The organism is Flavilitoribacter nigricans DSM 23189 = NBRC 102662 (assembly GCF_002646595.1).
Taxonomy (GTDB): domain Bacteria; phylum Bacteroidota; class Bacteroidia; order Chitinophagales; family Saprospiraceae; genus Flavilitoribacter; species Flavilitoribacter nigricans.
Map to the genome: position 1 here is coordinate 356,122 of NZ_PDUD01000001.1, position 14,558 is coordinate 370,679.

Here is a 14,558-nt window from a genome sequence, read left to right on the forward strand (position 1 = left end):
GTGGTGATCCGAATCAAATGTCGTACATGAAGAATTCTGTTTATTCCAAGCTGATCATTATTGGCTTAATACTGGTGGGACTGGTGGGCTGTTCGCGGTCCACCAGCTCTCATGCTTCCCGGCAGACCGATCCACCCAATATCATCGTGATCCTGGCGGATGATGCCGGCTATGTCGATTTTGGTTTTATGGCCAGCCAGGATCTGGAAACGCCCCGCATCGACCAGCTGGCCGCCGACGGTGTGATCTTTACGGACGCCCATGTGAGCGCAAGTGTCTGCGCGCCATCCCGGGCGGGCCTGATTACCGGTCGCTACCAGCAACGGTTCGGTCACGAGTGCAACGGTATTCCGGCCGACGACGGTCTGCGTCCTTCGGTGCCCACCATCGGCAAACATTTGCAACAACAGGGCTACCGGACGATGGCCCTCGGTAAGTGGCACCTGGGTCTCGGGGACGCCTACCACCCGAACGTGCGCGGGTTCGACGATTTTTACGGCTTTTTATCCGGTTCCCGTTCTTATTTTCCGAACGAAAATCAGGATCAGGAAGGCAAACCCACGGCTATTCTTCACAATCGGGAGCATGTCCAGTTTGAGGGTTATCTGACCGATGTACTGGGCGACCGGGCCGTGCAGTTTATCGATCAGCAACAGAACAAGCCTTTTTTCATGTATCTGGCTTTTAACGCCGTGCATACGCCCATGCACGCCAAGGAGGAACATCTGGAAAAATACCGCGACCATCCCCGGCAAAAGCTGGCGGCGATGACCTGGTCGATGGATGAGAATATCGGAAAGGTAATTGACAAGTTAAAATCGGAAGGGCTCTACGAAAATACGCTGATCTTCTTTTTGAGCGATAATGGAGGAGCTTACAATAATCAATCCAGCAGTGGCCCGCTGAAAGGTTGGAAAGGCAATAAATTTGAAGGCGGGCACCGGGTACCGTTCACCGTAACCTGGCCGCGTCGGGTTAAAGGCGGGCAAACTTTTGACCAACTCACCTCCGCCCTGGATATTTTTGCTACTTCGGTACAGGCAGCCGGCATCGATCCTAATACCACGGAAACCGATGGGGTCGACCTCCTACCCTACCTGAATGGCGAGCGTCAGGGCGCTCCCCACGATTGGTTATTCTGGCGAAAAGGCAAGATGGCTGCCGTCCGCAAAGCCGAATGGAAATTGATCCGACTGGAGGACTACGGCTATCGGGTGTACGACCTGGAAGCGAATCTGGGGGAAACGGAAAACCTAACGATCGAAAATCCGCAAATGAAGGTGGAATTGCAATCCGGACTGGAAAGCTGGGAGAAAGAACTGGAAGCTCCCCGCTGGCTGGAGGGGGATGTATGGCCACAGGTGACCTACGAGATCCATCAGGCCCTGATGGAGAACCGGGAGCCCAACTATACGAATCCGGGGGCGATGCGGCGGTTTAAGGGGCAATAAGGCCCAGACCATCTACCGATACGCGGGCCAGATAAATGTTGGCTTTGCCCTCATGCCCGGAATAATACGATATGTAAAGAATCCCGTCCCGCAGTACCATACCCGGATAACTGGTATCCCCATTGCTGGGAAAAGAAAAAACAGGCTCGTACTGGCCATCGAGGCCGACGAAAGCAAGAGCAGTAGTCCGTTCCGGACCGGTATAATCCCGGGTTGTGCAAACCAGCCGGCCACCGGGCAGGATCACAAAGTTCGGGCCGCCCAACTGACGCCCAACTTTTTTCCAGGACCACTCCCCGTAGGGCGGCAGACTGTTGCCGATCAAACCGATCTTATCCTCACCATCCTGGCGTAGTAACACGATCAGCCGGTCCTGCTGATCGAAGCGAACGGTAGCCTCACTGGGTTTTCCGGTGATGGGGAAGGTAGTCACAAGATCGAAATTCTTTCCATCGGTAGTTTTGAGCAAATGCGCCCGCCAGTCTTCGTCGGCGCTGGATTGGTACATAACACCATAAGCAGTGCCTTTATGCCAGGTCACCCGCCAAAGCCAGTCGCTGTTGGAAATGAGTTCGGTGGGCAATTTGATATTTTCACCGGGACCGAAGCGGGTCCCTTTTTTATCCGAAAATGCCACCCAGGATTCTCTTTTCAGGGCCTTCCTACCTTCGTAATACGCCGCTTCCAGATTCAGCATCAGTCGCTTGTCCGGAGTAACGGAGAGTTTGGGATCCCGCAGGTCGATCCCCGCTTCGGAGATCAGGGCAACCGAAGTCCAGTTTTGTCCGTCCGCGGAAGCGATCACCCGGATACTGCCATTCACGCCGGGGACATGTCCGGTACCTTCCCGGAAGGTGCAGTACCACTTGTCCCGAAAGTAGACCAGATCGGTGAACGCATTGTGTTCGGCCCGATCCCAGATCCGTTCAATGGAAATGAGGGCTTTTTGTACATTGGTGGGCTGAGCGGAAAGGCCGGTGCAGACCATAAGGCATAAGACCGGAAAGCAGAATCTCAAGAGCATAGGAAATCGAATTTCCTAAAAGACGGTGAGGTAGAGCGGGCGACTTACACTACACCCCGGTTTTCTCTTCTTCGGGGCTGAGCACTGGTTTTGCCAAAACGAATTCCAGCACATCGTACATCTCTTCGGCCAGGGCCTGGCGGTTGAAGGACCGGGCCATATTCTGACAACCCTCCTGATATTGCCGGTAGGCGGTCCGGTCCTGCTTCATTTGCTGCAGTTTGTTCAGGAAATCGAGTTCGTTTTCCGGCTCGTAGCAGAGACCGGCACCGTAGGATTCAATGATCGATTGTGCCTCCCCCTCTACGCCCAGAAGAATAGGTTTGGCCATTGCGGCATTTTCAAAGATCTTGGAAGGGATCACTTTAGTGAAGGTTTTGCTCTTCCGCAAATTGATCAGTGACACATCGGAAATGGAAATATAATCTGCCACCTGCTGTTTGGGTACAGCGTCCAAAAGGGTAACATTTTTAAGCTGCAATTCTTCGGCCTGTTTCACCAGACGCCCCTTCATAGCTCCGGTACCGACGAACAGGAAATGGATCTCCGGATCGTGGACCGAAACGGCAGCGTCCAGGATGAAGTCCAGTTTATGGGCCATCCCGTGGGTACCGATGTAGGCGACGATGAACTTGTCCTGTAAACCCAGGTCATTGATTAGCCGCTGGTTCTTTTCCCGGGCCTGGAACTGGTCCAGCATAACGCCGTTTTTGATCACGAAGGTCTTATCGGGATCATTACCCAGTGCGATCATCCGGCGTTTGAAGGAATCGGTCACTACGACCAGTTTGGTAGCGTGCCGGTACAAAAAGAACACCAGGCGGTCCAGCATTTTGATAATGATACTTTCCCGCATAGCCTCCACGGCCTTAATGGATTCGGGCCAGAGATCGCGGATCTCCATGATCCAGGGTTTGCCTTTAAAAACCGAGGCCAGATAGCCCGATACCGCCGTAAACAGCTGCGGCGAGGTAGCGATGATGATATCCGTTTTCACGAACAAACTGGCGATAAAGCCGGATATACAAAAGCTGAGATAATCCAGGATACGGGGAGTCAAACCGCGATTGGGCGTAATGTAGGTCCAGACGCGGATCACCCTAATGCCATCCATCTCTTCTTTCTGATAGAACTTGTTTTTATATCCCGGAAAAACTTTCCCTTCCGGAAAATTAGGCGTGCAGGTGATCACCGTTATATCGGCACCTTTTTTCACCCATTCCCGGCAGTGTTCGTAGGTGCGGGAGGCGGGTGCATTACTTTCGGGGGGGAAGTTGTCGGTCAGGAATAGAATTTTCAATGGAGTAGTATTTTTGTGGTCAGTCGATCAGAAAAGTGGATGATTATCCGCGTGGCTTTTACCCTTTGGTTAAAACCGGCTGCATATTCATATACGGTGGATACTACCTTTTCGGCTTTATCGAAGTGCAATTTCCCAAAAGCCCAGGTGAGTTCATTGCCCCGCAGCTGTACCGAAACATCCGGATGGAAATGCAGGAAGGCACGGGCACGTTTTTTACCAAGGGTAGCATCTTCAATCGTAATGACCTGGTCCGAAAAGTGAAATGATCTGCGGTGGGTTTCACCGATCCGCCGGAAGCCGTCATGCTCGGCGGTGAGTTGATCGGTGCTTACTTTCAGAGAGCTGATACCGGCCCGGCGGGCTACCCGAAATCCACCCCAGACTTCGGATTGTTCGGTTTCCCCTACTATGACGGTATTGTGAGCGGCCGTCGATCGCTCGGCGGTTCTGCGTTTATTTTTTTCGTAAGTCGAAATGCCGGTATCGACGATCAGCGGTTTACCACGGTGATGAAGTACAAAGCTCAGGGTGTCACAGTGGGCGTGCCCGGGCAGATAATCCGGACCGATCCGCCCTGCATCCACTATACATTCGTAGGAATCGCGGGAGAATTTCCGGTATCCGCTCTCCGCCAGAGCCGATTGTCCGGCCGGACACTGCAATTGCTGCCCGTACCACGATAATGCGTCCGTATCAGGAGCTATCCCGGGAGCCGTATCGTTAAAACCGGGCACTGTCCCGTCGGTAAAAGTCATTTGCGCCAGCCAGCCCAGCATTTTTTGGGCTTTCTCTTTCAGGAATGGAAGAAGATCCGACTGAAAAAGTGCGGGGTGGGCTTCGACCAGATTGATGCTGTCCAGCACCCGAAACAACATGAGTTGGTGGTACATCGGGCTGAGCTCAAAATGTGCCCCATCGGGCAGGATCTGTTCATCCAGTTCGGCGGTCAGTAGTTTTCGGCCTTCCCGGATCAAATCCGGATCACCGAAATAAGCGCCTCCAAACAATAGGGCAAAAGCGTTTTCCAATAGATGATTACCCAGCAGATGAAATTCCAGTCGCTTCCGCAAATACTGGATCTGCCGGTAGAGAGAACGATCGGTCTCGGCATCCCGCAGGCGGTATTTGCTTAGAAACTTTATCCAGTTGACCACCCGCAGGGAGATCGGGAAAGGCTCTAATCCATCTTTAATGAGCTCTTCTTTCCGGATAAAATCCCGGATCAGCCGAAAACCCACGGCATCGGTCATATCCGCCTGGCCCAAAAATTCGAAGTAATTGAGGTTATAGGTCCAGAGCTTTCCATAGACATCCAGGTTCCAGTCTATCTCTTCCTCAAAACGATGATCAACATTTAAAAATCGGAAATGCCCCAGGCCGAGATAACTGACGGCCGCCGGGATGGAGTCCTGTAAATGCAACTCAACGGTCGCAGAGCGCTCAATAGGGACCGTTACCTCCGAATAATCCGGCTGCAGTGGCAGATGATCCAGCAACTTATAGTACACCTGGTAGCGGATCTGTTTCCACTTGAGATACCGCAAGGTGTTGTAGTACCGCCGGAGGGTAGCAACCATTTAGTGGCGTTTGACCTCCCGGTCCGGGGTGCCGGTCGGTTTACTTTTGGAATAATGTTTTTCGGTATAAAAAACTCTGGAAAACAGCGCCTTGAAAATCTGGCGGGAAAGCAGATCCTGCGTCAGGATCCGCAGGAAATCATAGGCCCGATTGAGAAAAGGCGTTCTGATCTTTACGTATCGTTTATTGACCATACCCTCTTGTCGGGACCGGAATAACCGCCGCAGATTATCCATTTGGTTTAATGCGATCCGGCGGGCCAGACTCAGAGGCCGGTACTGCTCGAGGATACCTTTCGTGTGGAGTTCGTATCCCAGTCGTTGCAATAGAGGTCCCTGTATACGTTCAACCTTCTGCAACTGCAGGGCATCGAGATGATCGAGATACGCCCGGATCTTCGACCGGTCCAAAGTCTTTTTCACATATTTTTCCTGATCGGGGATCGCTTTATTGGACAGGTCCAGGACGGCTTCGTGAAAGGGAAGCCCCAGGAAATGACAAACCTGCTGTAGGGTAGCTTCCGGTTCCAGCAGCAGTTCCTCGTATTTGATGAGAAGATATCGTTCCGGGCCGAGCAGGTCCCGGTTGACCAGGCCCGCCATGTTACCATCTACCCATTGCTGGGCACTCAGTTGCAGGTTTTGGTAAGATCTCCGGGCCAGACTAAAGGCATTGGCCCGCCCGTCCCGCACGAGGTGAATAAACCTGGCATCCGGGAAAAAGCTCAGGGCTTCGGGGAGATACATATGCAGATTGGGCGTTTTATCCCCCCAGACCCGCTTGCCGTTGGACTCCAACTTCTGGGCAATAGAACGCCGGATCATTTCCCGGATACTACCGTATTGGGAAAACTTTTCGTGATCGAGTAATGTACGCAGTCGTTGCTTTTTATCCGTTTCGATCAGCCAGCGATAGAAATCCTCCGGATCTATTTCCAGATTGTGGGGCAACAGGTCATAGCTATTCCGCAGCGTGGTGATCAGGCGAAAGGCCACGGCACGCTCCTCCATACAGATCTCCGGATGTTTGCTGAGCATGACGGAAAGCAAGGTGGTACCGGAGCGTTGCAGCCCGGCGATAAAAAAGGTATTCATACGGTCGGCTGAGCTTTTGCGGTTACTTTAGGGCACATCGATCCATTGGCCGGTTTGTAGGGAATCCAAAGCGGCGAAGGTTGTCCGGGAAGTGTTCAGGATCTGATCGAAAGGGATGGTTGGCTCCCCGGTATCCTTGAGATTTTCCAAAAAGATCCGGAACTGATCGTAATGCCCTTTATCCTGCTTGCTGAACCAGGGTTGCCGGTCACCTTTCATTCCGTAGAAAGCGGCTTTCCGGAAGTTATCAATGATCACGACCTTTCCCCCGGAAAAGATCTCAATGCGTTCTTTAGCGTAGGAGCGATGCCCGTTGGCAAAATAATTGATCACCCCGTTCGATCCATTGCGGTACTTCAGGAGCATGGAAACATTATCGGAATACCGGTCCGGCGCCTGCCCCAGTCCGTTCATCGCCACCCGTTCTACCTGGCTATCCGTCAGATAGGTGATCAGATCGATCAGATGGCAGGCCTCACCGATAACCCGTCCGCCCCCGATCGCAGGGTCCTGGGTCCAGTGCTCCGCGGGAATAGCTCCGGCGTTCATCGTGATCAATACCTGCATGGGCTGCGTCGCCGTATCGCCCAGTCTGGCCCGGGCCTGCCTTACCAGTGGGGCAAACCGCCGGTTGAAACCCACCGACAGGGAGCCGGAATTCTGGCCATAGGCAGCTGCGATCTCTTCCAATTCAACGGCAGTGATGGCCAACGGTTTTTCGACGAATACGTGCTTACCGGCCCGCAACGCTTCCGTCACCTGCCCAGCGTGCTGATGGTGCCGGGTGGTGATGATGACGGCATTGACCTCCGCGTCGGCCAGGATCTCCCGGTAATCTGTTGTGGAAAAGGGGATCCCAAATTTGCGGGCATTGATCGTTCCGCCCATTCCCCGGGAGCTGGCGATATATTTGATATTCGCATCCAGTTTTTGCAAAATGGGCAGCACCTTCGCCACCGTAAAATCACCGGCCCCGATCAGGCCGATCACCGGTTTTCCCGCATGGAATTCCTTCTCCGTTATCCGAACCTGTCGCCGTTCTACCCTTACCGTGCCGGGATATTCCAGTACGGAACCGATGGACCGGGTCGTATCCATGTTCTGGTAGATCCGATCGTAATCCTCCAGAGGAATGGTTTCGGATATCAGTGGTTTTACCCGGAGGCTTCCCCTTTCCATGGCCTGGAGAACGGCTGCAAAATTTCTTTTTTCGGTCCACCTGACAAAGGGTAAAGGGTAATCATGGCCGGCCAGTTCGTATTCCGGATCGTACCGGCCCGGCCCGTAGGAGCAGGAGACCTGAAAGCTCAATTCCTTTTCGTAAAAATCGGAGCGGTCAATATGTAAACCCACTACGCCCACCAGCACGATACGGCCGCGCTTCCGGCTCATCTTTGCCGATTGGGCAATGATATCATGGCGTTTACTGGAAGCCGTGATGAGCACGGCGTCGGCACCCACGCCGGCGGTTAGGTCAATAACAGTCTGGACTATTCCACCACCGCCGGAGGCGGGAATGGCTTCAATACCCAATTCCCGGGCCAGTTCGAGTTTATCCGGATCCAGATCCACGCCGATCACCCGGCAACCGTTAGCGAGTAGTAACTGGGCAGTGAGCAGGCCGATCAGGCCAAGCCCCAATACCACGACGGTTTCCCCGAAGGTGGGTTCCACCAGTCTGATGCCCTGCAGGGCGATGGCTCCCACTACCGTAAAACTCGCTTCATCGTCGCTTACCGAATCAGGGATCTTCGCCACCAGGTTTTGGGGGATGCAAACCACTTCCGCGTGGTGCCCGTTGGATGCGACGCGATCCCCGATGGAAAATTCGGTGACGCCCGTCCCGACGGCAACCACTTCCCCGGCATTGCAGTAGCCCAGCGGCAGGGGCTGGTCCAGTTTCCTGAATACCGCTTCTACCGTAGGCTGTATCCCGTCCGTCTTCAATTTGTCCAGCACCTGTTTTACCTTTTCCGGCTGCTGCTGCACTTTCTGAAGCCAGTTTGCATTACCGAATTGCACCAGCATCCGCTCCGTACCGAGGGATACCAGACTCCGGCGGGTTTTGATCAGTACGTGGCCGGGCTGTACGATCGGTACGGGTACTTCTTCCAGACGGGTTGCCCCCGATCTCAGGTCCTGGAGTATCTGCTTCATTCAGGTAACATTTTTGCGTAGGCATTTTCCAGTTTCCGGAAAGCGATGGTATCCACAAAGTGCGTTTCGAGATACTGTCTGGCGTTTTTCGTACGCCGGATCGCTTCCGTTTTATCGTTCATAATCTCGTGGATCGCAGCAATAATAGCTGCCGACGATCCATCCGCCAGGAGATACCCCCGGTCCGCACCGACAATAGAGGCGAGAAAACCCTGGCGGGTGGTGACCACTACCAGGCCGGACATCATAGCCTCGTTGATCGTATTGTTATGCCCTTCCCCCGGATGCCGGGTAGGATAGCAGTAAATATCGTTTTCGGAAAGCTGTCCCAGTACTTTTGGATGCGGCAATTTTCCCGTTCTGATCCAGGTGAAGTTTTTAATCGGAGATAGTTGATCCGCCCAGGTCCTGAAATCAGGGTGTTCCGCGCCGATCGTAGTGAGCTGTATCCGATAATCAGCCGCCATTTGCCGGCAGGCAGTGACCAGTTCCCCCGTTCCTTTTTCTTCAAAAGCATAGCCGATAAAAAGGATACGAACCGGCAGTACGTCCAGGGAAGGTCGCCGGTGCGGGATCATTTCCGCTGCCGCGACAAAATTTGGAAAATAGACCGCCGGAATACCCAGTTCAGTCGCCAGGAAATCGATGTAAGGCTTTCCCTGAGCCAGTACCACCGTTGCTTTTTTAAGTACAAAGCGGATCATAAAACGATTAAGCGGGTTGGTATGGCCGTACCAGTCGATAAAGACGCCCGCCTTTATTTCGTAGAGATAAGGCCTTCGGAACAAAAGCGCCAATAGGGTCATACCGAATTCCCGGGGCGTAGCCCCGCGGTATTGCCCGAGCATATGTACGGCACCGGCCCGGGTCCGGAACAAAGCTCTGGCAAACCCGGACAAGTCGTGCAAAAATCGCCCTGCCAGGCCCAGGGTAAATGACTGCCCACGGACCGAATGAAAGCACGGAACCTGTACGAATCGATCCGAACGAAAGTGATTCAGATATAATTGCATTTTTCGGGTGTAGCCACCGGTACCACCGCCGTAAGCGCCACTGATCTCGCGCCCGGTGGGAGGTCCGACCAGTATCACCTTCCGCCGGCTCAGCATGTAACGCGAAAGCGTTTTGCCCAGCCAAAGAGTTGCATCAGCATCCACAACTGGTGGGTGGACCGAAAGACACTGTGCCGGGCGTTACTTTGATCCTGATGAATACCCCGTTGAAATACCTCGTCCAGGAACTCCGGTCGGAACATTTCCGGAAAGGGATTTTCATCGTAAACCAGTCTTTGGGCCAGTTGGGTAAAAGCCTCGTTCTTGTAGCGATGGAGTGGAATACTGAATCCCTGCTTCGGCCCCGAAAATACCTCTTCCGGCAATACGTCCCGCATCATGTGGCGCAGGATGTATTTCCCGAGACCGTCCCGGACCAGGAACCGGTCCGGCAACTGAGCAGAGGCCGCAAAGAGGTCCGGATCCAGAAAGGGAGCCCGCACCTCCAGGGAATTGGCCATACTCATCCGGTCTATTTTCACCAGCATGTTGACGGGGAGCGTATGCTGCAGGCGGTAATACATGATCCGGCGAAGTGGCGACCATGCATCGGCTGCGTCCGGGTACTGTCGCAGTGCCGGGTAATTATTGCGAACTGCGGTATTCGAATCCGGAAAGATCGATTTCATTTCCGGATCGGAAAACATTTCATTGAGTGAGATCGGAATTACGTCCACCGCCTGCAGAGAAGTTTCCGCTGCCCGTTTCCACTTACGCAAACGGGAATTATCTCTGATCCCGGGCACCCATGCAGCCATTCCGAGCATTTCCCGTCCCAGGCGACGAACCGGGCGCGGTACCCTTTTGGTATCCAAGATCCGGGTATACCAGCGGAATAGATCGTAGCCGCCGAAAAGTTCATCCCCGCCGTCACCGGAAAGTGCCACCTTAACGTGCCGACTGATCTCCCGGCTGATCAGGTAGGACGGTATAGCTGAAGAATCCCGAAATGGAAGCCCTACGTGATCGATGATCTCCCAGAAGAGCTCTTCCCCAAAATCAAAGTTAGGGATCAATACCTCGTGGTGGTCGGTACCCAGTCGATCCGCTACCTTACGCGCGGTAACGCTCTCATCGTAGGGTTGGTGTTCAAAGCGGGCGGTGAAGGTCTGCACCGGCCGCTCCGACTGACTTTGCAATAATGCCACCACCGTACTGGAATCGATTCCGCCGGATAAAAAGGCACCGATCGGTACATCGCTAACCGTTTGTCGGCGGACCGCCGCCTCCAAATGGGGACGGATCAGCGCACTGGCGTCTTCATTTGATTGAATACCCGGGTTTTCCCGGTAGTCGATCGTAAAATAGCTTTCGATATCAAAACTGATCGGACTCAGGCTGATCGTACAACCGGCCGGCAGACTGTACACCCGTTCCAGTAGGGTGAGTGATTCCGGGATCAGCGAAGTACGGAAATAATACCCCAGCGCTTCCTGGTCGACCTTCCGGTTTATTCTCCGGTTCTCCAGCAGGGAACTGATCTCACTGGAAAAGGAAAACACCCCGTCCTGATGGTGATAGAATAAAGGTTTTTCGCCAAAGCGATCGCGGGCGAGAAAAAACCGCGGACGCCGCAGGTCGAAAATGCAAAAGGCGAACATTCCCTTGAGGTGATGCACCATATTATCGCCGTAGGACTCGTAGAGATGTACCAAAACTTCCGTGTCGGAGTTGGTGGTGAAACGGTGGTCTCTGGACAGCAGATCTTCTTTCAGTTCCAGGTAGTTATAGATCTCGCCGTTCAGGAACACCCCGATATCCCCGGCCTCATTAAAGATGGGTTGCTGACCGGTAGTCAGATCAATGATCGAAAGCCGGCGCATGGCCAGACTCGCACGTTCGTCGGAATGATAGCCGGCGCTGTCCGGGCCTCGATGCAACAATTTTTCGTTCATCCTCCGTACGGTCCGGTCGCGCTCCTCGCGGGAGAGCTTTTTTTTCAGGTCAATGATGCCGCAAATACCACACATAAACGATTACAACCTTTTGAGGATCTTGAAAGGAACGCCTCCGATCACTACGCCGGACGGGACTTCCCGGTTGACCAGGGTATGGGCACCGATGACTACATTATCACCGATGGTGACGCCCTTCAAAATGGTGCATTTATCCCCGATCCAGATGCGGTTGCCGATCCTGACCGGGGCGGTTGTGTATCCATCCATTTTCAGATTGCCGGCTACCATTTCGTAACGGTGGTCGTGATCCAGAATCGTCACGCCCTGACCGATGGTCACTTCCTGACCGATCTCAATCTTTTCGTGAGCAACGATGCGGGAATAGCGATTGATGAAAAATTGCGAACCGATGGTCAGTTCCCCCCGGGCGTACAGCATCACGTCATCATCCAGCATGATCCGCCCGTTGCAGTGGATATTTCCTCCGGAGAAAATGTGGACGCCACACCGCCGGCCGATCATCGACAGCAGCGGACCGTGGAACTTGCGAAAGTAAAAACCTTTTACGATCCAGTACCGAATGACTGACCGAATTTTATACCACCGGCTTTTGTACCATAGCCTCATACCGGTCTGACTTTTTCCTGTAGGGTATTTTTTAGTTTTTTCACCACCTCCGGACCGTAAAACTGAACGGCCGTTTGCGAGGCTGCCCGCACTAGTTGACTACGATGATCCGGGTCGTTTATGATCTTTTCCAGTCCTCTGATGATCGCCTCTGCCTCCGGCTGATCTACCAGTTCGGCGCATTGGTTTTCCCGGATGAAATCATTCAGGAAAGAACCCGGTGGCGAGTGGGCCAAAATGGGTTTCCCAGACAAGAGCAGCGGGATCGTCCGGGTGGGAAAAATGGTGCGGTACTCGGTCTCGCCGTAGCCACCGGTAAAGCCGTGGGTCAGCACGCAAATATCGTAATCCTGCAGGGCGCCGTGCACTGATCCCGGCGCAATAAATCCCCGGTGGTTGTACCAGTCGGGATGTAAGCCCCGCTGCCTTAAAAGCAGAGCCGGCACATGCGTATACAGGTCCAGACTAAAGCGGGTATCCTGGCTGATCGCCCGGGCCAATCGTACCGTGGCCTCTATGTTGGATTCGTTAAAATTTCCGATCGCCACCAGACGGAAGTGCTCCTTATCCGGGGGAAATGTTGCTATTTCCGGTTCTTGCTCGGGTAATTGCTGGTGCGTATGTACCAGAGGGGACACCTTGGTCAGTCCGTAATTATCTTGGAATAACTCCTGCATGCCCTTACTCATCACAAAGATGTGTTGGGACTGCTCGAAGATGAAGTTTTGAATGGACTCCGCCCGGGGATCCCGGATAGCGGCATTATCCAGATAGGTATTGTGAAAATAAGCGCTGAACGGCACGCCAAGTTCGAGGGCCGCACGGGCGGCGGCTTCACAGTAGAGTGCATCGGGAAATACGCCGATCACCTGATCGATGCGCTCCTCCCGGATCACGGATTTGATCTTTTCCACCAGGGAGCGGAACCGCCACTTGCGCAGGCCGGCAAAAAAACGATCGCCCCGGCCCAGAATATTGAATTCCGAAAAGAAATAAATGAATTTGGGCATTCCAGCGATCCTGGATAAAGGTTTTTGCCAAAGTCCTCTACCTCCGAACACCACCAATTCTTCCGGTTGGAAATTTTGGGCCAGGTTCTCTACAATGATACTGGAACCTCCCGGGCGGGGCAGAATACTCCAACTCACCAACAGTATTTTCATACTTCCAGACGTTGGCACCAGCTTTCCGCAATCTCTTCGAAAGCATCCTGCAGGCTTTTGGTGATGTCCCAGGCGGGATAGTGTGACTTCATTTTACTCAGGTTGGAGATATAGCAGATGTGATCCCCTTCGCGATTCTTTTCGTCGTAGCGATAACGCATCGGTTTCCCGCTAATGCCTTCGATGCGCTGAAAGGCTTCCAAAATAGATGTGGAATTTGCCCGGCCACCACCGATATTATAAACTTCTCCCCGGCGGGGATCCTGAAAGAATGCGTGGATGAAACGGGCCACATCGTAAGAATGGATGTTATCGCGTACCTGCTTACCCTGGTAACCAAAAACGGTGTATTCCCGCTCGGTCAGGTTTACCTTGATGAGATAACTCAGGAAACCGTGTAATTCCACCCCGGAATGATTCGGTCCGGTGAGACATCCCCCGCGCAAAGCACAGGTGGGCATACCAAAATACCGGCCGTATTCCTGGACCATCACATCGGCGGCGACTTTTGACGCTCCGAACAGTGAATGTTTGGACTGGTCAATAGAAAAAGTCTCCCGGATACCATCGTAATATTCGGGATCGGCAAAATCCCAGCGGGTTTCCGTCTCTTTAAGCTGGAGCCGATTCGGGGCGTCACCGTAAACTTTATTGGTACTCATGTGGACCATCGGCGACTCGGGACAGTATTGCCGGATAGCCTCCAGCATATTCAGGGTGCCGACCGCATTGACGTCAAAATCATCGAACGGGCGACTGGCGGCCAGATCATGGCTCGGTTGAGCCGCGGTATGACAGATATAATCCGGACGGATGGTCTGCATCAATTCCAGAACCGCCTTGCGATCGCGAATATCCAGTTCGATGTGCCGGAAATTATCACACTGTTGTCCCAACTGGTACTGGACCCAGCGGGTATCTCCTTTTTCTCCAAAAAAATCGGCCCGCATATTGTTATCCACACCGATGATCTGCCAGCCCATCCGGTCAAAATACCGGACCACTTCGGATCCGATCAATCCGGAAGAACCGGTCACTAAAAGTTTGGTCATTTTTTCTGGTTTGTAATTTATTTGCCCCGGGCTGCTCCGGGATCTAATGCGAACCTTTCGAGATGCTATGTAATACCGAAAATTGAAAATTAAGAATGCTTGTTTTCACCGCCAAGGCCGCAAAATCTCTAAAAAGCTTAGCGGCTTGGCGGTAAAATT

General features: G+C 53.2%; 11 protein-coding genes. 1 reads left to right on the top strand and 10 read right to left on the bottom strand.

Going from position 1 to position 14,558, the window contains the following annotated elements:
• Nucleotides 1-26 precede the first annotated feature (26 nt).
• A complete protein-coding gene (locus CRP01_RS01340; RefSeq protein WP_099148174.1) occupies nt 27-1,451 on the top strand; it encodes a sulfatase family protein in 1,425 nt (474 codons plus the stop codon).
• Here the strand turns inward: CRP01_RS01340 and CRP01_RS01345 are convergent.
• The 10 genes from CRP01_RS01345 to CRP01_RS01390 are packed head-to-tail and all read right to left on the bottom strand — an operon-like array spanning nt 1,438 to nt 14,399.
• Entirely contained in the window at nt 1,438-2,475 is a 1,038-nt protein-coding gene (locus tag CRP01_RS01345) for a hypothetical protein (RefSeq protein WP_099148175.1), read from the bottom strand. The two genes, CRP01_RS01340 and CRP01_RS01345, sit on opposite strands and share 14 nt — an antisense overlap.
• A gap of 49 nt (nt 2,476-2,524) precedes the next feature.
• Nucleotides 2,525-3,775 carry a glycosyltransferase family 4 protein gene (locus CRP01_RS01350; protein ID WP_099148176.1) on the bottom strand — a complete coding sequence of 417 codons (1,251 nt, stop codon included), beginning with the start codon at nt 3,773-3,775 and terminating at the stop codon, nt 2,525-2,527.
• The gene (locus CRP01_RS01355) at nt 3,772-5,355 is read right to left on the bottom strand and encodes an alginate lyase family protein (protein WP_099148177.1); all 1,584 of its coding nucleotides are present in this window, start codon (nt 5,353-5,355) and stop codon (nt 3,772-3,774) included. The genes CRP01_RS01350 and CRP01_RS01355 overlap by 4 nt, the downstream gene beginning before the upstream one ends.
• Nucleotides 5,356-6,450, bottom strand: coding sequence for a sulfotransferase family protein (locus tag CRP01_RS01360; protein WP_099148178.1), 1,095 nt, complete (start codon nt 6,448-6,450; stop codon nt 5,356-5,358).
• 27 nt (nt 6,451-6,477) lie between these two features.
• Nucleotides 6,478-8,607, bottom strand: a complete 2,130-nt coding sequence (locus tag CRP01_RS01365) for a bi-domain-containing oxidoreductase (protein WP_099148179.1) — start codon at nt 8,605-8,607, stop codon at nt 6,478-6,480.
• Nucleotides 8,604-9,716, bottom strand: a complete 1,113-nt coding sequence (locus CRP01_RS01370; RefSeq protein WP_099148180.1) for a glycosyltransferase family 4 protein — start codon at nt 9,714-9,716, stop codon at nt 8,604-8,606. The genes CRP01_RS01365 and CRP01_RS01370 overlap by 4 nt, the downstream gene beginning before the upstream one ends.
• On the bottom strand, nt 9,710-11,629 hold the full coding sequence (gene asnB / locus CRP01_RS01375; protein WP_099148181.1) for an asparagine synthase (glutamine-hydrolyzing): 1,920 nt from the start codon (nt 11,627-11,629) through the stop codon (nt 9,710-9,712). The genes CRP01_RS01370 and asnB overlap by 7 nt, the downstream gene beginning before the upstream one ends.
• A gap of 6 nt (nt 11,630-11,635) precedes the next feature.
• Nucleotides 11,636-12,184, bottom strand: coding sequence for an acyltransferase (locus CRP01_RS01380; protein ID WP_099148182.1), 549 nt, complete (start codon nt 12,182-12,184; stop codon nt 11,636-11,638).
• The gene (locus CRP01_RS01385; protein WP_099148183.1) at nt 12,181-13,347 is read right to left on the bottom strand and encodes a glycosyltransferase; all 1,167 of its coding nucleotides are present in this window, start codon (nt 13,345-13,347) and stop codon (nt 12,181-12,183) included. Before CRP01_RS01385 ends, CRP01_RS01380 begins: the two co-directional genes overlap by 4 nt.
• On the bottom strand, nt 13,344-14,399 hold the full coding sequence (locus CRP01_RS01390) for an NAD-dependent epimerase/dehydratase family protein (RefSeq protein WP_099148184.1): 1,056 nt from the start codon (nt 14,397-14,399) through the stop codon (nt 13,344-13,346). Before CRP01_RS01390 ends, CRP01_RS01385 begins: the two co-directional genes overlap by 4 nt.
• Nucleotides 14,400-14,558 lie beyond the last annotated feature (159 nt).

Coding starts and splice junctions, on each gene's coding strand:
- CRP01_RS01340 (WP_099148174.1), top strand. CDS start 27: ATGAAGAATTCTGTTTATTCCAAGCTGATCATTATTGGCTTAATACTG.
- CRP01_RS01345 (WP_099148175.1), bottom strand. CDS start 2,475: ATGCTCTTGAGATTCTGCTTTCCGGTCTTATGCCTTATGGTCTGCACC.
- CRP01_RS01355 (WP_099148177.1), bottom strand. CDS start 5,355: ATGGTTGCTACCCTCCGGCGGTACTACAACACCTTGCGGTATCTCAAG.
- CRP01_RS01360 (WP_099148178.1), bottom strand. CDS start 6,450: ATGAATACCTTTTTTATCGCCGGGCTGCAACGCTCCGGTACCACCTTG.
- CRP01_RS01365 (WP_099148179.1), bottom strand. CDS start 8,607: ATGAAGCAGATACTCCAGGACCTGAGATCGGGGGCAACCCGTCTGGAA.
- CRP01_RS01370 (WP_099148180.1), bottom strand. CDS start 9,716: ATGCTGAGCCGGCGGAAGGTGATACTGGTCGGACCTCCCACCGGGCGC.
- asnB (WP_099148181.1), bottom strand. CDS start 11,629: ATGTGTGGTATTTGCGGCATCATTGACCTGAAAAAAAAGCTCTCCCGC.
- CRP01_RS01380 (WP_099148182.1), bottom strand. CDS start 12,184: ATGAGGCTATGGTACAAAAGCCGGTGGTATAAAATTCGGTCAGTCATT.
- CRP01_RS01385 (WP_099148183.1), bottom strand. CDS start 13,347: ATGAAAATACTGTTGGTGAGTTGGAGTATTCTGCCCCGCCCGGGAGGT.
- CRP01_RS01390 (WP_099148184.1), bottom strand. CDS start 14,399: ATGACCAAACTTTTAGTGACCGGTTCTTCCGGATTGATCGGATCCGAA.